The sequence below is a fragment of the Antarctobacter sp. genome (genome assembly GCF_048262615.1).
Taxonomy (GTDB): domain Bacteria; phylum Pseudomonadota; class Alphaproteobacteria; order Rhodobacterales; family Rhodobacteraceae; genus Antarctobacter.
Window position 1 is genome coordinate 23,109 of the sequence record NZ_JBLXFB010000028.1, and the last position, 19,677, is coordinate 42,785.

19 protein-coding genes and 1 tRNA gene are annotated in these 19,677 nt (G+C 64.2%); 13 read left to right on the plus strand and 7 right to left on the minus strand.

Translation table 11 applies throughout. The annotated features are described in order from the left end of the window. Nucleotides 1-18: 18 nt before the first annotated feature. The 10 genes from ACN0S5_RS20615 (at nt 19) to ACN0S5_RS20660 (ending at nt 9,340) form a co-directional block, all read left to right on the plus strand. Nucleotides 19-1,272, plus strand: a complete 1,254-nt coding sequence (locus ACN0S5_RS20615) for an AAA family ATPase (RefSeq protein WP_417210846.1) — start codon at nt 19-21, stop codon at nt 1,270-1,272. Between the two features lie 14 nt (nt 1,273-1,286). Then, on the plus strand, nt 1,287-2,726 hold the full coding sequence (locus ACN0S5_RS20620; RefSeq protein WP_417210847.1) for a CpaF family protein: 1,440 nt from the start codon (nt 1,287-1,289) through the stop codon (nt 2,724-2,726). A gap of 5 nt (nt 2,727-2,731) precedes the next feature. Next, nucleotides 2,732-3,697, plus strand: a complete 966-nt coding sequence (locus tag ACN0S5_RS20625) for a type II secretion system F family protein (protein WP_417210849.1) — start codon at nt 2,732-2,734, stop codon at nt 3,695-3,697. A 12-nt stretch (nt 3,698-3,709) separates the two neighbouring features. Further along, entirely contained in the window at nt 3,710-4,687 is a 978-nt protein-coding gene (locus ACN0S5_RS20630) for a type II secretion system F family protein (protein WP_417210851.1), read from the plus strand. Nucleotides 4,688-4,691: 4 nt separating this feature from the next. Beyond that, nucleotides 4,692-5,264, plus strand: coding sequence for a tetratricopeptide repeat protein (locus tag ACN0S5_RS20635; protein WP_417210852.1), 573 nt, complete (start codon nt 4,692-4,694; stop codon nt 5,262-5,264). A gap of 86 nt (nt 5,265-5,350) precedes the next feature. Next, nucleotides 5,351-6,202 (plus strand): tetratricopeptide repeat protein, encoded by an 852-nt coding sequence (locus ACN0S5_RS20640; protein WP_417210854.1) that lies wholly within the window; start codon nt 5,351-5,353, stop codon nt 6,200-6,202. Between the two features lie 4 nt (nt 6,203-6,206). Further along, on the plus strand, nt 6,207-6,710 hold the full coding sequence (locus ACN0S5_RS20645; RefSeq protein ID WP_417210856.1) for a prepilin peptidase: 504 nt from the start codon (nt 6,207-6,209) through the stop codon (nt 6,708-6,710). A 100-nt stretch (nt 6,711-6,810) separates the two neighbouring features. Beyond that, entirely contained in the window at nt 6,811-8,124 is a 1,314-nt protein-coding gene (locus ACN0S5_RS20650; protein WP_417210858.1) for an ATPase, read from the plus strand. A gap of 206 nt (nt 8,125-8,330) precedes the next feature. Next, nucleotides 8,331-8,876, plus strand: coding sequence for a hypothetical protein (locus tag ACN0S5_RS20655; RefSeq protein ID WP_417210859.1), 546 nt, complete (start codon nt 8,331-8,333; stop codon nt 8,874-8,876). Nucleotides 8,877-9,263: 387 nt separating this feature from the next. Beyond that, nucleotides 9,264-9,340 (plus strand) — tRNA-Met (locus ACN0S5_RS20660). A gap of 130 nt (nt 9,341-9,470) precedes the next feature. Here ACN0S5_RS20660 and ACN0S5_RS20665 read toward each other — a convergent pair. The 6 genes from ACN0S5_RS20665 to ACN0S5_RS20690 all read right to left on the minus strand — a co-directional run bounded on the left by ACN0S5_RS20665 (nt 9,471) and on the right by ACN0S5_RS20690 (nt 16,479). After that, nucleotides 9,471-9,968 (minus strand): pseudoazurin, encoded by a 498-nt coding sequence (locus ACN0S5_RS20665; protein ID WP_417210860.1) that lies wholly within the window; start codon nt 9,966-9,968, stop codon nt 9,471-9,473. A 198-nt stretch (nt 9,969-10,166) separates the two neighbouring features. After that, nucleotides 10,167-10,871, minus strand: coding sequence for a hypothetical protein (locus tag ACN0S5_RS20670; RefSeq protein ID WP_417210862.1), 705 nt, complete (start codon nt 10,869-10,871; stop codon nt 10,167-10,169). Beyond that, nucleotides 10,868-11,908, minus strand: coding sequence for a lipocalin-like domain-containing protein (locus ACN0S5_RS20675; protein WP_417210864.1), 1,041 nt, complete (start codon nt 11,906-11,908; stop codon nt 10,868-10,870). Before ACN0S5_RS20675 ends, ACN0S5_RS20670 begins: the two co-directional genes overlap by 4 nt. Next, nucleotides 11,898-14,294: an FtsX-like permease family protein gene (locus ACN0S5_RS20680; protein WP_417210865.1), complete on the minus strand. Its 2,397-nt coding sequence runs from the start codon at nt 14,292-14,294 to the stop codon at nt 11,898-11,900. The genes ACN0S5_RS20675 and ACN0S5_RS20680 overlap by 11 nt, the downstream gene beginning before the upstream one ends. Continuing rightward, nucleotides 14,291-14,947, minus strand: coding sequence for an ABC transporter ATP-binding protein (locus ACN0S5_RS20685; RefSeq protein WP_417210867.1), 657 nt, complete (start codon nt 14,945-14,947; stop codon nt 14,291-14,293). Before ACN0S5_RS20685 ends, ACN0S5_RS20680 begins: the two co-directional genes overlap by 4 nt. Nucleotides 14,948-15,105: 158 nt before the next feature. Then, on the minus strand, nt 15,106-16,479 hold the full coding sequence (locus ACN0S5_RS20690) for an aspartate aminotransferase family protein (protein ID WP_417210869.1): 1,374 nt from the start codon (nt 16,477-16,479) through the stop codon (nt 15,106-15,108). Between the two features lie 334 nt (nt 16,480-16,813). Between ACN0S5_RS20690 and ACN0S5_RS20695 the strand changes: the two genes are divergently transcribed. The 3 genes from ACN0S5_RS20695 (at nt 16,814) to ACN0S5_RS20705 (ending at nt 19,468) form a co-directional block, all read left to right on the plus strand. Then, nucleotides 16,814-17,998 (plus strand): M24 family metallopeptidase, encoded by a 1,185-nt coding sequence (locus ACN0S5_RS20695; protein ID WP_417210870.1) that lies wholly within the window; start codon nt 16,814-16,816, stop codon nt 17,996-17,998. A gap of 1 nt (nt 17,999) precedes the next feature. Then, entirely contained in the window at nt 18,000-19,154 is a 1,155-nt protein-coding gene (gene argE, locus ACN0S5_RS20700; protein ID WP_417210871.1) for an acetylornithine deacetylase, read from the plus strand. 122 nt (nt 19,155-19,276) lie between these two features. Further along, on the plus strand, nt 19,277-19,468 hold the full coding sequence (locus ACN0S5_RS20705; RefSeq protein ID WP_417210873.1) for a hypothetical protein: 192 nt from the start codon (nt 19,277-19,279) through the stop codon (nt 19,466-19,468). Here ACN0S5_RS20705 and ACN0S5_RS20710 read toward each other — a convergent pair. Then, nucleotides 19,465-19,677, minus strand: a 213-nt coding sequence (locus tag ACN0S5_RS20710) for a hypothetical protein (RefSeq protein ID WP_417210875.1), incomplete at its 5' end; no start/stop codon positions are given. The genes ACN0S5_RS20705 and ACN0S5_RS20710 overlap by 4 nt on opposite strands.

The window sequence follows — 19,677 nt, forward strand, 5'->3', positions numbered from 1 at the left end:
ATTTAGAGGACGACAGGTATGACGAACGCGACATCACAGCAAATGGAGCCAGCGCCGATCGTGGCCTGCACGATCAGCCGCGATGTCCAGAACTTCGACCTGCTCATTGACGACATGGAGGCCCTGCTCGGCGAAGGCTGGGGCGATCTGGGGTTCGACGAGGCCGCGACCTTCCTGCGCCAGCCCGACGCCCGGTCGCTGGAATTTGTCGCCATGGCCATCGACGCCATAGATGAGCCGGACCTGCCCATGCTGACCAGCGTGATCCGGGCGGCCAAGGAAAACGGCGTCAAGGTGATCCTGATCGCCGAGGATGTCACCCCGGCCTCCCTGCACCACCTGCTGCGCGACGGCGCGGATGAATTTGTCCCCTACCCCCTGCCCGAGGGCGAACTGGCCGGTGCGCTGGAACGCCTGCGCAAACCCGCCCCGGCCCCCGCCACCGCCGAAGCCACGCCCAGCGCTGGCACCGAAGGGGTCAAGCTTTCGGGCGGCGGCGATGGCGTCCTGATCGGCGTCCACGGGCTGGCGGGCGGGGTCGGCGCGACCACGCTGGCGGTGAACCTGGCCTATGAACTGGCCATCGGCGGCAAGGACAAGCAACCAAAGGTCTGCCTGATCGACCTCGGCCTGCAATTCGGATCGGTCTCGACCTATCTGGACCTTCCGCGCCGCGAGGCGGTCTTTGAAACCCTGTCGGACATTGAATCGATGGACGGCGACGCCTTTGCCCAGGCGCTGGTCAGCTTCGAGGACCAGTTGCAGGTGTTCACCGCGCCCGCCGACATCCTGCCGCTGGACATCATCGGCCCGCCGCAGGTCAAGAAGCTGCTCGACATCACGCGCGAGCATTTCGACTATGTCATCGTCGACATGCCCACAACGCTGGTGCAGTGGACCGAAACGGTTCTGGCCGAGTCGCAGCTGTATTTTGCGCTGATCGAACTGGACATGCGGTCGGCCCAGAACACCCTGCGCCTGAAACGCGCGCTGCAATCCGAAGAACTGCCCTTTGAAAAGATCCGTTTCGCGCTCAACCGGGCGCCGAAGTTCACCGATCTTCAGGGCAAAAGCCGGGTCAAACGGCTCGCCGACAGTCTGGCCATCGCGCTGGACGTCCAACTGCCCGACGGCGGGCGGACCGTGATGCAGGCCTGCGACCACGGCCTGCCGCTGGCCAACCATGCCGCAAAGAACCCGCTCCGCCGCGAGATTGTCAAGCTTGCACAACAGCTTAATGCCATCGGTGCCAGCGATGCCGAGGCCGCCTGATTACGAGGACCGTGATGTTTTCGCGCTATAAAAAACCGTCCACACCCGATGCGACCCCTGTCAAAGCCGCGGCACCCGCCGCTGCCACGGCGGCCACCGCCGCCAAACCCGCCGCGTCGCGACGCAAGGTGGCGCCGAATCCCGCCGCTCAGGCCGGGCCGGTGGACAAGGAGAAAAAACGCAAGGAGCGGTTGGGCGAAATCAAGCTGGAACTGCACCGCGCGCTGCTGGAAAACCTCAACCTGTCGGCGCTGGACAAGGCGTCCGAGGGCGATCTGCGCGAGGAAATCAGCTCTATCGCTCAGGAAACCCTGCAAGACAAAGGCGTCGTACTGAACCGCGATGAGCGGCGCGCCATGATGGCCGACCTCTACGATGAGGTCAAAGGCCTTGGCCCGCTGGAACCGCTGCTCAAGGACGAGAACATCTCGGATATTCTGGTCAATGGCCCGCACCAGATCTTTATCGAACAGAACGGTAAGCTGACCCTGTCGGACGTGACGTTCAAGGATGAAAAGCACCTGATGCGGATCATCGACAAGATCGTCTCCGCCGTCGGTCGCCGCGTCGATGAATCCAACCCCTATGTCGACGCCCGTCTTCAGGATGGATCGCGTTTCAACGCCATGGTTCCGCCTGTCGCCATCGACGGCTCTCTGGTCTCGATTCGTAAGTTCAAGAAAGACAAGCTGGCCATCGACGATCTGGTGAACTTCGGCGCCTTCACCGAGGAAATGGCCGTCTATCTCCAGGCGGCCGTGGCCACGCGTCTGAATATCATCGTGTCTGGCGGTACAGGCTCCGGTAAGACAACGACGCTCAATGCGCTGTCCAGCTTCATCGACGACGCCGAGCGTATCCTGACCATCGAGGATACCGCCGAACTTCAACTACAGCAGAGCCATGTGGGCCGGATGGAAAGCCGCCCGCCCAACGTCGAAGGCAAAGGCGCGGTCACCCCGCGCGACTGCCTCAAGAACGCGCTGCGGATGCGCCCAGACCGGATCATCGTCGGCGAAACGCGTGGCGAGGAAGTCATCGACATGTTGCAGGCGATGAACACCGGCCACGACGGATCAATGACCACGATCCACGCCAACAGCGCCCGCGACGGTGTGGCACGTCTGGAAAACATGATCGCCATGGCCGGCATTGAAATGCCGCTCAAGGCGATGCGCAGTCAGATCTCATCGGCTGTGAACCTCATCGTGCAGGCCAGCCGCCTTCAGGACGGCTCGCGCCGGATGACCTCGATCACAGAGATCACCGGCATGGAAGGCGACGTGATCTCCATGCAGGAAATCTTTCGCTTTCAACGTGTCGGCCTGACCCCCGACAACAAGATCCTTGGCCATTTTACGGCCACCGGCGTGCGCAGCGCCTACGCGGAACGGTTCCGCATGTGGGGCTATGACGTGCCGGCCTCGATCTACGAACCCTTCAGACCGGAGTAAGGCAGATGCTCAGCGCAGAACCGATTATCTACGGGGGGATCTTTCTGGGGGTCCTTATTCTGGTCAACGGCGTCTATCTTGTCGCCTTCGGCAAGTCGATCAGCCTGTCCAGCCGCGTCAACCGCCGTCTTGAAATGCTCGACAAGGGCGAACGCCGCGAGGATGTTCTGGCCAAGCTCCGCAAGGAGATGGACCAGCACATGCAAAGCCGCTCGCTGCCCATCTACTCGATGCTGGCAAGCAAGGCGCAGAAAGCGGCGCTGGCCTTTACGCCGCAACAATTGATGATGGTCATGGCTGCGGCTTCGGCCTTTGCCTTCATCGGCCTGAGCGTCGGCACAGAGGCAGGCGTGGCCGTGCGGGGTCTGATGTCTGTCGGCATGGGTGTCGGCGGGGTCTATTTCTGGGTGAACCAACGCGCCAAGAAACGCCTTGGCATGATCGAGGAACAACTGCCCGATGCCGTCGAACTGATGGTGCGCTCGCTGCGCGTGGGGCACCCGTTTTCCTCGGCCATTTCCATCGTCGCCAAAGAGTTGAAAGACCCGCTTGCCACCGAATTCGGAATCATCGCGGACGAGTCCACCTATGGCCGCGACGTGGGCGAGTCGCTGAAACACATGGCCGAACGGCTGGACATGCAGGATTTGCGCTTTCTCGCCGTGGCCGTGGCGATCCAGCAGCAGGCCGGCGGCAACCTTGCCGAAATCCTCGAAGGTCTGTCCAAGGTGATCCGCGCACGTTTTCGCCTGTTCCGCCGGGTCAAGGCCATCACCGCCGAGGCACAGTGGTCGGGCAAGTTCCTGTCGGGCTTCCCCATCGGCGCGCTGATCTTCATTCAGGTGGCCAAGCCGGATTACTACGACGAGGTTCTGGACCACCCGTGGTTCATTCCCGCCTGCTTTATCGTGGGCATCATGCTGGTCGCGAACATGCTTGTCATGCGCTGGCTGGTGGACATCAAGGTCTAAGGAACGCTGCCAATGTTCGATAGTATCAATACGACGATCACAGAACTGCTTGGCCCCGCCGGGCCGCTGATCGTCGTCGCCGGACTGGCCGCTCTTTTGATCGTCGCCACCATTCCGATGCTCCTCAATTCCCGGCCCGATCCGCTCGACAAGCTGAAAGAGAGCGGCCAAAGGCGGATGGACGCCGAAACCCGTGCCGTCCTGCGCGAGAAAAGCAAGAACGACAAGCTTAACAAATACGCGCAGTTTCTGGAACCGCAGGACGCCAAGGAACTGTCCGAGATCCGCACCAAGCTGATGCAGGCGGGATACCGCTCCAAGGACGCGGTGCAGATCTATTACTTCACGCAATTCGCGCTGGGGATCGCGCTGCTTTGCGCTGGCGTAGCCTATTACCTGACGCTCGTCGATCCCGAAACGGCGACGATGCAGACCAAGGTCATGTCCATCCTCGGCCCCGGTGCCTTTGGCTACATGGCGCCGAAATACTGGGTGAACAAACGGGTCAAGAAACGTCAGGAACAGATCCAGCAAGGCTTTCCCGACAGCCTCGACATGATGCTTGTCTGCGTCGAGGCCGGTCAGTCGATGGACCAGTCCATCGTGCGCGTGGCCAAGGAACTGCGCACCTCCTTCCCCGATCTCGCCGACGAATATGAGATCATCAGCTACGAAATGAAGGCGGGCAAGGACCGGGGGCAGGTTCTCAATGACATGTCTGATCGCTGTGGCCTGCCGGATATCTCGTCCTTTGTGACCGTGCTGAACCAGGCCACCTCTTTCGGCACCTCGATTTCCGACGCCTTGCGCGTCTACTCTGATGAAATGCGTGACAAAAGAGTCATGCGCGCCGAAGAAGCGGCCAACAAACTGCCGACAAAGATGACGCTGGTGACTATGATGCTGACAGTGCCGCCGCTGTTGATTATCCTCGTGGGCCCGTCTGCGGTTGGCATCTCTGAAATGGGTTCGCTTGCCGTGGGTCAATGACCGTATGAAACAGGCTCTCCGGGCCATCCTGATCCTGACACAACTGGCCGCCTGCACCGCAGGCGGCCCGTCTGCGCTTGGGCCCGATCCGGATGCCTCGCCCTATGCGCCGGGGCTCGATCCGCGCGGCGAGGCGGTCGATGGCCTGACTGTCGGGCACCGGCTGATGGCCTCCGGACAATTCGAACTGGCGCTGGAGGCGTTTACCCGCGCCGCCGCCGATCAGGGGCTGACCGGCGAGGTGCTGATGGCGCTGGGGTCCGCAAACCTCGGGCTGGGGCGGCTGCACCAGTCCGAACCGCTGTTGCGCCGCGCGGTCAAGGCCGAGCCGGAATGGGCCGAGGCATGGAACAATCTGGGCATCGTGCTGATCGAAAAGGGTGAGACCGCCGAGGCGACAGAGGTCTTTCGCCGCGCCTATGCGCTCGACAATGGCCAAAGTGACTCAATTCGCGACAATCTGCGCTTGGCGCTCGCAAAATTGGAAAATTCCGTTTATGGTCCGGAGCTAGAGCAAGAATACAAGATCGTTCGCCGTGGTCACGGAGACTACCTTATCCGGAACACCGGCACCTGACGGTCACCCGTCCCGTAACATCGGGGCACAAAAACAACCGCCGAAAAGGCGGGACAGAGGCAGAGCAGCACAAGGACGCAGGCAAAATGCGCCATCCTATTCTCGTTTCCATATGCGCGGTCGGCGTGGTCGCGCTTTCGGCCTGTGAAAAAGACATCAAAAGCGCCGAAATGGACCGCAAGTTCCAAGGCGTGAACGTCGTCGATGAAAGCGACCTCAATGAGGTCATGCTGACCGTGGGCGACCCGAATGAGGCGGTTGCCTATTTCCAGCGCACCGCCTCTGAAAACCCCGACCGCATCGACGTGCTGCGCGGTCTGTCGCTCTCGCTGGTGCGCGCCAAGCGCATTCCAGAGGCCAAGGTGGCCTGGGCCAAGGTGGTCGACCACAAGGACAGCAACGATGGCGACAAGGTCCAGCTGGCCGATACGCTGATCCGCGCCGGGGACTGGGATGCGGCGGAAAAGGTGCTGGACGCCATCCCGCCGACCTTCGAGACTTTCAAACGCTATCGGCTGGAGGCGATGATCGCCGACGGCAACGAAGAGTGGAAAAAGGCCGACAGTTTCTATGAGGTGGCGGTTGGCCTGACCACCAAACCCGCCTCCGTTCTGAACAACTGGGGCTATTCCAAACTGGCACGCGGCGACTTGCCCGCCGCCGAAAAGCTGTTTGTCGAGGCGATCCGCCACGACGAAAAGCTGTTCACCGCCAAGAACAATCTGGTGATGGCGCGCGGCGCGCAGGGCAAATACGAACTGCCGGTGATCCCGATGACACAGGTCGAACGCGCCGAACTGCTGCACACCCTTGGCCTTGCCGCAGTCAAGAGCGGCGACGTCAAGACCGGCAAGGCGCTGCTGCGCGAGGCTCTTGAGACGCACCCGCAGCACTTTGACGCCGCAGCCCGCGCGCTGGCCGCTCTCGAAGAGGCCTGACCCGGTGTCGCTGAGCGTTCTTGCGGCTGCGTGGTTCCTGCCCTTCGCGCTGCCGATCTGCATCTATATTTGCTATACCGACATGAAGGGGATGCGCATCCCCAACCATGCGGTTGTAGCGCTGTTCATCGTCTATCTCTTTGTCGGTGTGATCGCGCTGCCGCTGGATGCCTATCTGTGGCGCTACCTGCATCTGTTGGTTGTTCTGGTGGCGGGAATTGCGCTCAACGCTGGTGGGGCGATGGGCGCAGGCGATGCCAAATTCGCCGCCGCCGCCGCCCCGTTCATCCACATCGGTGACCTGCGCTTTTTGATGGCGCTCTTTGCGGCCAACCTGCTGGCCGCCTTTGTCGCGCACCGGCTGGCCAAGCGGACGCCTCTGCGGCGTCTGGCCCCGGACTGGCACAGCTGGGACGTGGGCTCCAAGTTCCCGATGGGGCTGGCATTGGGCGGAACGCTGGCGATCTACCTCGGGCTGGGGTTGTTCTACGGCCAGTCCACGCCCTGACCCTGCGCCCGCCCCGGTCCGCGTCTTTCCTCACCGCCGCCGTTGTCGCGCCACAATCCCAAGGCACCCTTGACGCAAAGCAGTTGAGGGCAGACCCGACATGAACATGGAGACCGGCGCCGTCATGGCCCCGCCGCCACCCAAGCGCATCGAAGAGATGCAGCTTCCGCTGGTGATGATGCGCGATATCATCCTCAAGACGATGTTCCGCAAGAACACCAACATCGTGACCGATCTTGCGCAAACGGTCTGCCTGCCGGTGACCGTCACGCAGGAACTGATCGACATGTGCCGCGCGCAGGGCCTGCTGGAGGCCATGGGCACCATGGGCCCTGCGGGCGAGGTGTCTTCGGAGATGCCCTATCAACTGACCGACACCGGCAAGGCGCGGGCGCTGGATGCGCTGGCGCAGTCCGAATACTTTGGTCCGATGCCGGTGCCGCTGGACGTCTATGCCGAACAGGTCAAGCGCCAGTCGATCCGCAATATCCAGATCACCCGCGACCAGCTGACCGGCGCCATGGGCCACCTTGTGCTGCCCGACGATCTGATCTCGAACCTTGGCCCTGCGGTGTCCTCGGGCCGGTCGATCCTGATGTACGGCCCGCCGGGCAACGGCAAATCCTCTATCTCGAACGGCATCCGCGACGCGATGGGCGACCGGATCTATGTCCCGCGCGCCATCGAATATTCCGGTCAGGTCATCACCGTCTATGACCCGATCGTGCATTCCAAGGCCGAAGGCGACAATGAGAACCCCAATGCGCTGCGCCGCACCGCCCGGTTCGACCGCCGCTATGTGCTGTGCCAGCGGCCCACGGTCATCACCGGGGGTGAACTGTCGCTGAACATGCTCGACCTCGTCTACAACCCCACGGCGCGCACCTATCAGGCCCCGCTGCAACTGAAATCCACCGGCGGCATCTTCATCGTCGATGACCTTGGCCGTCAGGCCGAACCGCCGCAAAAGCTGGTCAACCGCTGGATCGTGCCGCTGGAGGAAAGCAAGGACATCCTTGCCCTGCAATCGGGTGAAAAATTCGAGGTGCCCTTTGACACGCTGGTCATCTTCTCGACCAACTTCCACCCGAACGAGATTTTCGACCAGGCCGCCCTGCGCCGGATCTTCTTCAAGATCAAGATCGACGGACCGCACCAGCAGGACTTCCTCAAGATCTTCAGCCTCGTGGCGCGCAAGAAAAAGATGCAACTGGATGAGGCCAGCCTCGTCCACCTGCTGCGCAACAAGTATCCGACGATCAAGAACATCTACGCCAACTATCAGCCGATCTTCCTGATCGACCAGATGATCTCTGTCTGCGACTTCGAGGGCATCCCCTACAAGATGACGCCGGAACTGATTGACCGCGCATGGGACAACATGTTCGTCAAGGATGAGCATATCGTGAAATAACGGATGGGGGCGCGGAACCGCGCCCTATCCCCCGCCAGACAGGGCGCTGTGCGCCTTGCTCTGCACCCATTGCGCCGCAGCCGGCCCGGCACATAGCGGCAACCATTGTAAAACGCTCAGGTGTGGTCTTTGCCTGATTTCCCCGGTTTCGACATACGGCGCTCTGCACTATACCCCCGAAAGGACGGTTTTTTTCGGAGGGTATCATGCGGGCAGTTGTTTTCCTTGGGCTTGCGCTTGCTGTCTTGGCCAGCCCTTCGGTCGCTGAGGATATCCGCTGGAAGCCGGAAACCCTCAAACCCGGTGACTATACCAGCATCAAGCAAAGCCAGGGCGGACTGATCCACCACGTTTTCCGGGGCAAATCCGGGCGCTTTTACGTTCTCGACAGCTATCGCGGTGCCGCGCCGTCAGGCAAACCGGTGTTCACCACCTACCTCGACAAAGACGGCAATCAGGTGCGCTGGGTCCGCAACGACGGCTTTGAGCTGAAATACCCCCCCCATGATTGCACGCGCACGCTGGGGCGGTGCCAATACACTCAGGTCGGCTCCGACAAAAAGAGGGAAACCCGGCTTCGGATAACAACCGCCACAGGGACCGGTTTCAAGTTCGACGAATACAACGCAAGTGGTCAGCGTCTATTTGGTGGCAAGATGGAATTGGACGCGCATGGCAACGCCGGCAGCGGCTTGATTTCCGGAAAGCAAGGCAAGCAAAGATTTCGCCTTGTCGGACACTCCTATCAATAGTCGACCACATCGTCGCAGACCGACCACAGCCCGGCAATCGCCCGCAACGCGCCGGAAATTCTCGCAGACCTTCGCGCGGGCGATGACCTCAGAACCCTCCGCTGCACCATGACTTTAGATACTGGCACAAGCGGCGCGGCTGCGGCTTTCAGATTCGTCACGCCTGCGCGCCGCTGACGGACGGCAGACCCGCCACCGAGGCGGTCATCGCCCGAGGCGTCAACACCTCGTCCGATTTCAACCGCAAGCACCTGCGCGTGACCGGTCGCCCGCCTCTGTCTGGCGTGACCGCCCTCCTCCCGCGACGACCTGCGCGTCACCTGCCGATTTTGGCGAAATACGGCTTGACGCCAGCCCGCAGCTTCCGTATCCGACCCCCCACTGCATGGCGCGGTAGCTCAGTTGGTTAGAGCGAACGACTCATAATCGTTAGGTCGGGGGTTCGAGTCCCCCCCACGCCACCACTCCTCCCTCTCACGCACGACAAACCGCCCGAAACCCCGCTCAGCGGCTGCCGGTGCCCCTGTGCCGACATGAAAAAAGGGAGGCGCAGCCGCGCCCCCCCCTGTCATTGCATCAATGGGATTGCCGCGCTCAGGCGGACAGGTCCATACCGTCCACTTCGGCCCAGATGTCGCCCCAGACCGCGTTGGCCTTGCCGCGATGCTTGACCGCTTTGGCCGCGTCCAGATTGTCCATCATGCCCTCGCCCTTGACGATGATCAGGCCAACCATGCCGATGGCATAGTGCGGCTGGCACTGGTAGCCGTAGAACCCCGGCGTATCCAAGGTCACCTCGATCTCTTCGTTGATCTTGCCCTTGAACTCGGCGGCGCCTTCCGGGGCCATGCCGTCGGACGACTGGGCGTTGTGGCCCTTGTCGGTCGCCAGAAAGCGGACCGTATCGCCCGGCGCGATCACCGCGATACGCGGGAAAAAGATCTGGCGCAGCTTGCGGTCCTCGGGGTGCTTGTTCAGCATCTGCACGTCATGGGTGGTCGCCGCCAGAACGCGGGCGGGCAGCGACAATGCAAGCGATGCGGTCGCGGCCGCTGAAAGCAGAGCGGTGCGGCGGGTGATGAATTGAGTCACGATTTCCTCCATCGGGTTTGCTGTCCGGTCGTAACTTGGGCCGGGGCGCGATAGGGTCAAGGTGGGGCATGGCGCGGCGGATTGTCCAGCGCGCGGCGGGCCGGTCAGGCCCGTCTGGCATTGCCATTTGGTCGTGGTTTAGCGCTAAACAGCCCCCATCGGGCCGCTTTGTCGCAGGTCCGTGTCGTCAGGGCCGGATCAGATCCGACGCAGCGCACGCAGCGCCACGAGGCCGGACAGGACAGCGGCGGCCAGACCGATAGCCCACAGCGGCAGCCCGCCTTGGCGACCAAGGATCAGCGGCTGACCGGAGTCCAGATGCAGGCGTGTCGGTGCGCCCGTGTGCCCCGGCCCGTACTCGCGGACCGTCACCGACAGCCGCTCACCCGGCGCTTCCGGCAGGTCGAACCGCAAAGGGGCATCGGCGTCCGGCGGATAGGCGACAAAGCCCGCATAAAGATACAGATCGTCCAGCGCGGGCGGCGTCTCCGGCTGGGCCACGCCGCAGACAGAGATCGCGGTCAGCCCGTCGAACGGGGTTTGGAACGGCAGTGGCTGGTCCTTGAGATGCACCATGAGGGAGGTCGCCTCAAACCCGGCGGGCGCATGGCCGATCCGGACATCGACGCCCGCCAGCAGCGCATCGCCAATGTCCCATGTGCCGCCGCTGAAGTCCGCGAAATTCACCTTTCCGTCCGGCCCGGTCAACAGCTCCGGGGTCAGACCAAAGCGGGTGACAGCGGTGCGGGCCGGCATGGCAAGGAACATCTCGATCCCGCGCATGCCGCGATCCACGATCACCTCGATCTGATCCGCCAAGGCCCCGGACGGCCCCGCGCCGCCAAGCATCGCACCCACAAGAGCCGCGCATAGCGCTGGCCATTTCCGCCACAGGCCGCTCATTCGTAGCCTGTCATTTCCAGATAGCCGCGCCCCGCGTGGCTGCCGCTGACCCGCACCGGACCTTCCCAATAGGCAATCGACAGGTCCATCCATGCATTGTCATTGACCGCCTCAACCGTCACCTCCAGCCCCTTGTCGGGCAGCGTCACCGCCCAGCGCACCGGCATCTTGCGCCCCGCCACCTCGGCCCTCTCCAGCGGCTCGGCCCGGAATGCGCCGTCGCCATAGGCCTGCGTCGCGCCATCGGGGCCAATCCATGTGGCCGAACTGTAGCTGCTGCCATCGGTCTGGCGCAGCAAAAACCCCATCAGCTTGGCCCCGTCATCCAGCGACAGCGAAAACCAGTCCCAGCCGGATTGCGTGTCCGACAACGGTTGCGAGGACCACTCCCGATCCAACCAGGCACGTCCCGTCACCTCAACCGGCCCCTCCGGCAGGTGCAGCGTCCCTGAGACGCTGTAAAAGGGTTGTGAATAATAGTAACTCGCCTGCCCCTCGGCGGATTTGACCGAAAAACCGCCGTCGCCGTGGAACACCAACGGTCCCTCCGCCGCCAGCCGCATGTCATAGCGAAACTCCGGTCCACTGGCACTCAGGTCCAAGGCATCGAACGTCGCCCCGGCCATCCGCCAGTCGTCGATCCATGCCTCGAACGGCGCGGCGTGCACCCCCGCCTGCCCGATCCCGCCACGGGCGAACCGTTCGGCGACGTGATGCGCATCCGGGGTTGTCACCGCCGCATGGGCAAACCAGACCTGCGGAGAGGACCAGCCCGCCGCCTCACCGGGGGCCAGCGCCGACCGGAACAGCGTCCATTGCAGCCCGTAGTCGGTGCCGTCCGCGCCCATCAGGTTGGCGGTCAAATACCACCATTCGATCCGGTAGTCCGGGTGCGGTCCGTGGTCGGCGGGAAAGTCAAAGACCGGATCGGGACGCGGCACGGCAAAGCCCTCGGCATCCGTGCCCAACCCGGCAAAGCCCTGCGCCAGCGCGCCTTGCGCCCACAGCAGCAGGATCAGCCCCCACCTAACGCTCATTGGCAAACACCCCCAGCAGTTGCGACACCGGCGTGCGCGCCATCCGCAGCGCGGGCCACAGCGCGGCCAGCCCGGCGGCGGCCAGTGTGAACAGCCCAAGCCGCGCGTAATCCAGCGGGAACAGATACATCGGCAACCGCCAGCCAAAGGCCTCGACGTTGACCACCGCCAGCAGCACCCACGCCAGCGCCAGCCCCAGGGGCAGCGCCAGCACCGCCGTCAAGGCCGCCAGCACCAGCGCGCGCAGCAGGTCGACTCGCGCCAGCGTGCCGCGCGTCAGCCCCATCGCCCAGACCGGCGCAAGCTGCGGCAGACGGATCGCCGCCAGCGTCAGCAGACTCATCAGGATCGCGAATCCCGCCACCGCCAGCGTCAGCACGTTCAGCGCCGCCGTCACCGTGAACGTCCGCTCAAACACGCCTAGAGAGAACGCCTTGACCACGCTCTGGTCGACGATGCTGCTGGCGGGCAAGTCGAACGCGGCCCCAAGCGCGCCGCGCAGCTCCTCTGCCGTGGCCCCCAGCACACCGAATTGCCGGGGGCGTTCCTCTGGAAACAGTCCGGTGAACAGCGTCTCTGACACAACGGCCTGACCAACCGGGTTGCCATAGTCGCCGTAGACCCCGGCCAGCGGCAGGCGTGTCTCGCCACCCAGATCCAGCACGTCGCCGACCCACAGGCCCGCGCGCCGCACCAGTTGTTCATTGGCAATAACCGCCTCGCCCGCCGCGACCTGCTGCCATGCGTCCGGCACCGCCGCGAAAAATGTCCAGTTGGCGACATAGGCCGGACCGACCCGCGCGCCCATCAGCTCGGACGGCACGCCCGCCAGCCGCGTATCGACGGACAATAGCGGCAGCACATCGTACCCGCCCGCCGTCAGAAAAGCCTCGATCCGGGGCGCGCCGTCGCGGTCCAACCCGCGCACATAGGCATCAGCAAACAGCCGTTGGTCGAGGAAATCAACAAAGGTCAGCCGAAAGCTGGACACCATGGTCGACACCCCCACATTCGCCGCCATCGCCAGCAGCAGCGCCATCAGCGCAAGGCTGAGGCCCGGCAATTGCTGCCGCGTATCGGCCCAGAACCAGCCCGAAATCACCCCGCGCGCCCGCGCCTGCCCCAAGGCCAGCACCGCGCCAAGGATCAGCGGCAGCGCCAGCGCGGCGCCGATCATCAGACAACCCAGCAAGACAAAGCTGGCCAGCAGGCCCAGATCAAGCGCCCCGATCAGCGCCGCCAGCGCCAGCAGCACCACCGCCAGACCGCCCTGCACCTGCCGTCCGCGCCCCGCCACCATGGCCCATGCACGGGGCCGCGCGCTGGCCAATATCGGCATCCGTGCGATCCGCCACAGCGCCCCCGCCCCGGCCAGACCCGCGCCCAGCACCGCAATCCCCAGCCCCGACAGCCACCAGATCGGGCGCAGTTGCAGCCCGCCCGCCACCTGCGCGCCGTAGAGCCCCTCCAGCGTCGCCGCCACATCCGGCAGCAACAGCGCCGCCACGATATAGCCCAGCACCACGCCGACACCGCCCGCCAGCAGCGACAGCGCCAGCAGTTCCGCCGCCATCAACACCATCAGCCGCCGCAACGGCACCCCCAGCGTGCGCAGCGTCCGCACCATGCCGCGCCGTTGTTCGAACACCAGCCCGATGGTGCCATGCACGATGAAGATACCGACAGCGAAACTCAGCAACCCAAAAGCGGTCAGGTTAAGGTGAAAACTATCCGTCAACTGCCCCACATCGCTGGAGCTTTGCGCCGCAATGCGCATCAGCCCCGGCGCAACATTGTCCAGCGGCGGCAGGTCCATCGGCTGCCCTGTCGCCACGATCAGACGGCTCAGCCGCTCGGGCCGGTCCAGCAGCCTCTGCGCCACCCCCACATCCGTCAGCACCGTATCCGGCGCCACCGATGTATCCACCACCACCGCTTGCGGAAGCTCCGCCAAGCGCGCCGCCGTGGTCGGATCGGCAAACAGCACGCCCACCGTCAGAAAGGCATCCAGATCAATGTCCCGCGTCCCCGCCACCGGGCTCAGCCCGCCGGGCGTTGTCAGCGGGTCCAGACCGATCACCCGCACCGCGCCGCCGTCCAGCCGCAAACGCCCCTCCACCACTGGCGACACCTGCCACCCCGCGCGGCGCAGCGCGATGTAGGTGTCCTGCGCAAACCCCTCACCGGCTTTGGGCAGCAACTGGTCAAACCGCCCCTCGCCCAGCGTCGCCGCCGCCGCATCATAGCTGGCCCGCGCCTCGGCGTTGATCGCCTGCACGCCGGACCACAGCGCCGTCGCCAGCGCCAGACCGGCCAAAAAGGTGAACAACTGCAACGGATTGCGCCGCCAGTGCGACCACAATGCCTGTAGACAGGCCCGCGTCATGCCAACCGCCCGCCACTCAGGTGCAACTGTCGGTCCATCCGCGCTGCCACGGCGGGCGAATGCGTGACCACCATCAGCGCCGCGCCGGTCGCCGCCACCAGCGACAGCATCTCGTCCAGCACATCCGCCGCCGTCGCCTCATCCAGATTGCCGGTCGGCTCATCCGCCAAAATCAGCCGGGGCCGCACCGCCAGCGCCCGCGCGATGGCGACCCGCTGTTGCTGACCGCCCGACAGTTGCTCGGGGTATTTGCGCGCGTGGGGGCCAAGGCCCAGCACCTCGATCAGATGCGCAACCCCTGCCGGGTCTTCACGCCCTGCCAGCCGCGCCTGAAAGCGGATGTTTTCCGTCACATCCAAGGACGGGATCAGGTTGAACTGTTGAAAGATCACGCCAACTTCGGACCGGCGCAGCGCCGCGCGCCCGCCCTCGTCCAAGGCCGCAATATCGCGCCCGTCAAACAGGATCTCGCCACTGTCCGCCGTGTCCAGCGCGCCGACGATATGCATCAAGGTGCTCTTGCCCGACCCGGATTCGCCCTGCAACGACAGCGTCTGGCCAAGGTCCAGCGCCATATCCACGCCCGTCAGCACCGGCACCGGCCCATCCGCCCCGGCAAAGCTTTTGGCCACATTCCTGACATCCAGCAGCATCCGTCGTCCTCCGTCCGGCGCACCACACCTGACAGGCAGGTAGCAAATCCGCCGACCGCGCAACAGATGGGTGGATCAATGGTCGCACTCCGTCGACCCTCCACCAAAACGCGGCCCCGGCCAACAGGACCGGGACCGCGCGCATCGCACAAACAGGCTCAGCCCGGCAGGACCTCACCCACCGCCTGCGCCACCTTGCCTGCGATCTCATCCGCCTCGGCGCGGGTCAGGCAGAAGGGCGGCGCAAAGCCCAGAATGTCGCCCTGCGGCATCGCCCGCGCAATCACACCCTTGGACAGCAGCGCCGCAGAGATGCGCGGCCCCACCTTGTCGCCCGCGTCAAAGAACGTGCGCGAGTCCCGGTCGGCGACAAATTCCACCGCCGCCAGCATCCCCTCGCCGCGTATCTCACCGACATTGGCATGATCGCCCAGCGCATCGCGCAGCGCACCTTGCAGATAGGCCCCCACCTCACCGGCGTTCTGGATCAGGTTCAGATCGTCCAGAAGCTTGAGGTTGGCCACCCCCGCCGCCGCCCCGATAGGATGCGCCGAATAGGTCCAGCCGTGGCCGATGGGGCCGTTCTCATCCGTCCCCTGCTCCAGCACCTTCCACATGCGGTCACCCACGATGGACCCGGACAAGGGCGCATAGGCCGATGTCAGACCCTTGGCGATGGTGATCAAATCCGGCGTCATGCCATAGTGATCGGAGCCGAACATGCTGCCCAGACGGCCAAACCCTGTGACCACCTCATCCGCAACCAGCAGGATGTCATGCTTGCGCAGCACCTCCTGAATGGCGGCCCAATAGCCCGGCGGTGGCGGCACAATCCCGCCCGTCCCCAGCACCGGCTCACCGATAAAGGCCGCGATGGTCTCCGCGCCCTCACGCGCAATCAGCGCCTCCAGCTCGGCCACGCAATGCGCGGTGAACTGCTCCGGCGTCTGGTCCAGATCATCGCGGCGATAGTAATACGGCGCCTCGGTGTGGACCACCTGCGCCAGCGGCAGATCGAACTTCTTGTGGAACAGCTCCAGCCCCGTCAGCGAACCTGTCACCAGACCGGACCCGTGATACCCGCGCCAGCGCGAGATGATCTTTTTCTTCTCGGGCCGGCCAAGGATGTTGTTGTAATACCAGATCAGCTTGACGTTGGTCTCATTCGCATCCGACCCCGACAGGCCGAAATAGACCTTGGACATGCCCGCAGGCGCGCGGTCGAGGATCATCTTGGACAGGGTGATCGATGCCTCTGTCCCGTGGCCCACATAAGCATGGTAATAGGCCAGTTCCCGCGCCTGTTCGGCAATCGCCTCGGCAATCTCGGGGCGACCATAGCCCACGTTCACACAATACAGACCCGCAAAGGCATCCAGCAGCCGGGTGCCGTCGCGGTCGGTGATGTGACAGCCCTCGCCGGTCTTGATCACACGGGTCGGCGTTTCGCCCCGCGCGTGCTGCGCCAGATGGGTCGAGGGGTGAAAGAAATTCTCGCGGTCCCATTCCGCCAGTTGGTCATTGGTCTTCATCCATGGCTCCTGTGTCGCGGCGGCGCGCCGCTGTTGTCTGGAAAGGAGGCCCCGGGTCACGCGCGGATCGGGTGCCAAAGGCTCCTCGCCCCCCGGCAGCAGCGCGCAATGCCTTTATTGCAGGGGGTAGCGCCTGCGTAACGGATTCCGGACGCCGCGACCAGTGGTCAAGGCGACGGCAAAGCGTCGTTTTCCGCCATTTGCCTGCCGGGAATCTGGCTGCACGAAAATCTTGCGCCGCGTAAGACCTTAACCTGTTCCACCCCGAAAACTCTTGAAGTCCCCGCCCCCCCGCACCTAGGGCTGGAGGGATCACCACACAGGCAGCAAGACCATGACCGCACCGCATCTCCCCTTTACGATGGCCGAATACGCCCGCCGCATGGCCTTGGTCGAGGCGCGGATGCAGACCCTCGGGCTGGACGCGCTTTACGTGCAAGACCCGTCGAACATGGCATGGCTGACCGGCTATGACGGCTGGTCCTTCTACGTCCATCAAGGTGTGATCGTCATCCCCGGAGAGCCGCCGCTGTGGTGGGGCCGCGCGATGGACGCCAACGGCGCGCTGCGCACCGTCTGGATGGAACCGGAGCGCGTGCTGGGCTACGCCGACGACTTTGTCCAATCGACCGAGGTGCACCCGATGCAGGATCTCGCCGCCCACCTGCGTGCGCGCGGCGTCGGCACGGGCCGCATCGGCGTCGAGATGGACAATTACTACTATTCCGCCCGCGCCCATCAGACCCTGCTGACCGAACTGCCCGACGCCACCTTCCACGACGCCACGGCGCTGGTGAACTGGCTGCGCGCGGTCAAATCCGGTGAGGAAATCACCTTTATGCGCCGCGCCGCGCGGATCTCGGAAAAGATGGTCGATGGCATTCTGGAGCGGGTCGAACCCGGCCTGCCCAAGAACGAACTGGTGGCACAAATCCTTGGCGACGCGGTGCGCGGCGCGGATGGCCACTGGGGCGACTATGCCGCCATCGTGCCGCTGCTGCCCTCGGGCGTTGACGCCTCTGCCCCGCACCTCACATGGGATGGCCGCCCGTTTGAGACCGGAGAAGCGACATTCTTCGAACTCGCAGGCTGTTACCGCCGCTATCACACGCCCTTTTGCCGGACCGTCTTTCTAGGCAAACCGCCGCAATACTTGCTGGACGCTGAAAAGGCACTGGTTGAGGGGCTCGAGGACGGGTTGCAGGCCGCCCGCGCGGGCAACACCGCTGGCGACGTGGCCCGCGCGCTCTACGCGGCGCTGGCCAAGGGCGGCATCCAGCGCACCGGGCGCTGCGGCTATTCCATCGGCCTCAGCTATCCGCCCGACTGGGGCGAACGCACCATCTCGATCCGCACCAGCGACGACACGATCCTGCAACCGGGCATGTGCTTTCACTTCATGCCCGGCCTCTGGATGGACGACTGGGGGCTGGAGATCACCGAATCCATCCTTATCAAAGAGGAAGGCGCCGCCGAATGCCTCTGCGACCGGCCCCGCAAGATGTTCGTAAAGGACTGATATGGAACTGCTCTACCGGACTGAGGGCCTGCTGGGCGAATTGATCGGCTTTCCCACCGTGTCAGCAGACGGCAACCTTGACCTGATCGGCTGGGCGTCCAACTACCTCAAGGGGCTGGGCGCGGTCTGCGACGTGTCGCTGGACGAATCCGGGACCAAGGCCAACCTCTTTGCCAGTTTCGGGCCAGAGGGCGACGGCGGGCTGGTGCTGTCGGGCCATTCCGATGTGGTGCCGGTCGCCGATCAGGACTGGTCCTCCGACCCCTTTGTCATGGAAGACCGGGAGGGCCGCCTGTACGGGCGCGGGGCCTGCGACATGAAGGGGTTCATCGCCTGCGTTCTGGCCCTCGCCCCCGAGATCGCGCAATGGCCGCTGAAACGCCCCGTCCATATCGTGCTGACCTACGACGAAGAGGTCGGCTGTTTCGGGGCCCGCGCGCTGGTTGAGGAACTGCGCGCTCGCGAATTACGCCCCGCCACCGCCATACTGGGTGAGCCGACGATGATGCGCGTCATCGACGGGCATAAGGGCTGTTTCGAATACACCACCCGGATCACCGGCTGCGCGGGCCACGGCTCTGCCCCCGATCAGGGGGTCAACGCCGCCGTCTGCGCCTCGCGCTACGCCGGTCGCCTGATGGAACTGGAAGCAGACCTGCGCCGCCGCGCGCCCGTGGACAGCCCGTTTACGCCGCCGTGGACCACGCTCAACATTGGCCGCATCCAGTCGGGCCACGCGCACAACGTGATCCCAGACCATGCCGAGATCGACTGGGAAATGCGCCCGGTGCAACGCTCTGACGCCGACCATGTGCTGACCGAAATCGACCGCTACGCCGCCACCCTGTTGCCATCCATGCGCGCCGTCCACACAGAGGCCACCATCACCCGCGAGGTGATCGGAGAGGTCGCAGGCCTGCACCCGGTCCCGCACAACGCCATCGCCGAAATCGTGTCGGAACTGACCGGGGCCAACGGCACGGATGTGGTGGCCTTCGGCACAGAGGCGGGGCTGTTCCAATCGCTTGGCATGGATTGCGTGGTCTGCGGCCCCGGCTCTATCGAGCAGGCGCACAAACCCGACGAATATGTCAGCCGCGACCAGCTTGCCGCCTGTCTGGAGATGCTCAAGGGGTTGGAACGGCACCTGACCTGAGCGCCCCGCCGGTTTGCCGATTTTCGGAACGGCTTAACAACGTTTAACACCCGCTTCAGGACCGCACAGGCCCCTGCGTGACAGGATCACTCCACCGATCCCCTCAGCCGCAGGAGCACCTCATGGCCTTTCTTCAGATCCAGACCCACCCGACAACTACCGCCCCCGTCACCTTTTCCGGACTGATCCGCGCCATCCTGACCCGCCAGACCAACCGCCAAAGCACCCGCCCGCGCAAATCGCCCGAACAGATCCTCGCCGCCCAGACCCGCCGCGCCGAGGCCCGCGCCGCCGTCGACCGCCTGCTGCGCTAAGGCGGAAAGCCGTTGCCCTCCAGCGCGGCGGCGATCGCCTCGATGTAGGTGGCACTGTCCTGTGGCCGGTTCTTGCGAAAATTGGAAATCGTCGTGTCCGGTGCCTTGCGGCGCAGGATCTCTGCCATCCGGGCCGACTCTTGCTTGCGGCCCAGCGCCCAGTAGATCCCCATCAGACCCAGATGAATGGTCGCAAACTCGGGGTATTC

Coding starts and splice junctions, on each gene's coding strand:
- ACN0S5_RS20615 (WP_417210846.1), top strand. CDS start 19: ATGACGAACGCGACATCACAGCAAATGGAGCCAGCGCCGATCGTGGCC.
- ACN0S5_RS20620 (WP_417210847.1), top strand. CDS start 1,287: ATGTTTTCGCGCTATAAAAAACCGTCCACACCCGATGCGACCCCTGTC.
- ACN0S5_RS20625 (WP_417210849.1), top strand. CDS start 2,732: ATGCTCAGCGCAGAACCGATTATCTACGGGGGGATCTTTCTGGGGGTC.
- ACN0S5_RS20630 (WP_417210851.1), top strand. CDS start 3,710: ATGTTCGATAGTATCAATACGACGATCACAGAACTGCTTGGCCCCGCC.
- ACN0S5_RS20635 (WP_417210852.1), top strand. CDS start 4,692: ATGAAACAGGCTCTCCGGGCCATCCTGATCCTGACACAACTGGCCGCC.
- ACN0S5_RS20640 (WP_417210854.1), top strand. CDS start 5,351: ATGCGCCATCCTATTCTCGTTTCCATATGCGCGGTCGGCGTGGTCGCG.
- ACN0S5_RS20650 (WP_417210858.1), top strand. CDS start 6,811: ATGAACATGGAGACCGGCGCCGTCATGGCCCCGCCGCCACCCAAGCGC.
- ACN0S5_RS20655 (WP_417210859.1), top strand. CDS start 8,331: ATGCGGGCAGTTGTTTTCCTTGGGCTTGCGCTTGCTGTCTTGGCCAGC.
- ACN0S5_RS20670 (WP_417210862.1), bottom strand. CDS start 10,871: ATGAGCGGCCTGTGGCGGAAATGGCCAGCGCTATGCGCGGCTCTTGTG.
- ACN0S5_RS20675 (WP_417210864.1), bottom strand. CDS start 11,908: ATGAGCGTTAGGTGGGGGCTGATCCTGCTGCTGTGGGCGCAAGGCGCG.
- ACN0S5_RS20680 (WP_417210865.1), bottom strand. CDS start 14,294: ATGACGCGGGCCTGTCTACAGGCATTGTGGTCGCACTGGCGGCGCAAT.
- ACN0S5_RS20685 (WP_417210867.1), bottom strand. CDS start 14,947: ATGCTGCTGGATGTCAGGAATGTGGCCAAAAGCTTTGCCGGGGCGGAT.
- ACN0S5_RS20690 (WP_417210869.1), bottom strand. CDS start 16,479: ATGAAGACCAATGACCAACTGGCGGAATGGGACCGCGAGAATTTCTTT.
- ACN0S5_RS20695 (WP_417210870.1), top strand. CDS start 16,814: ATGACCGCACCGCATCTCCCCTTTACGATGGCCGAATACGCCCGCCGC.
- argE (WP_417210871.1), top strand. CDS start 18,000: ATGGAACTGCTCTACCGGACTGAGGGCCTGCTGGGCGAATTGATCGGC.
- ACN0S5_RS20705 (WP_417210873.1), top strand. CDS start 19,277: ATGGCCTTTCTTCAGATCCAGACCCACCCGACAACTACCGCCCCCGTC.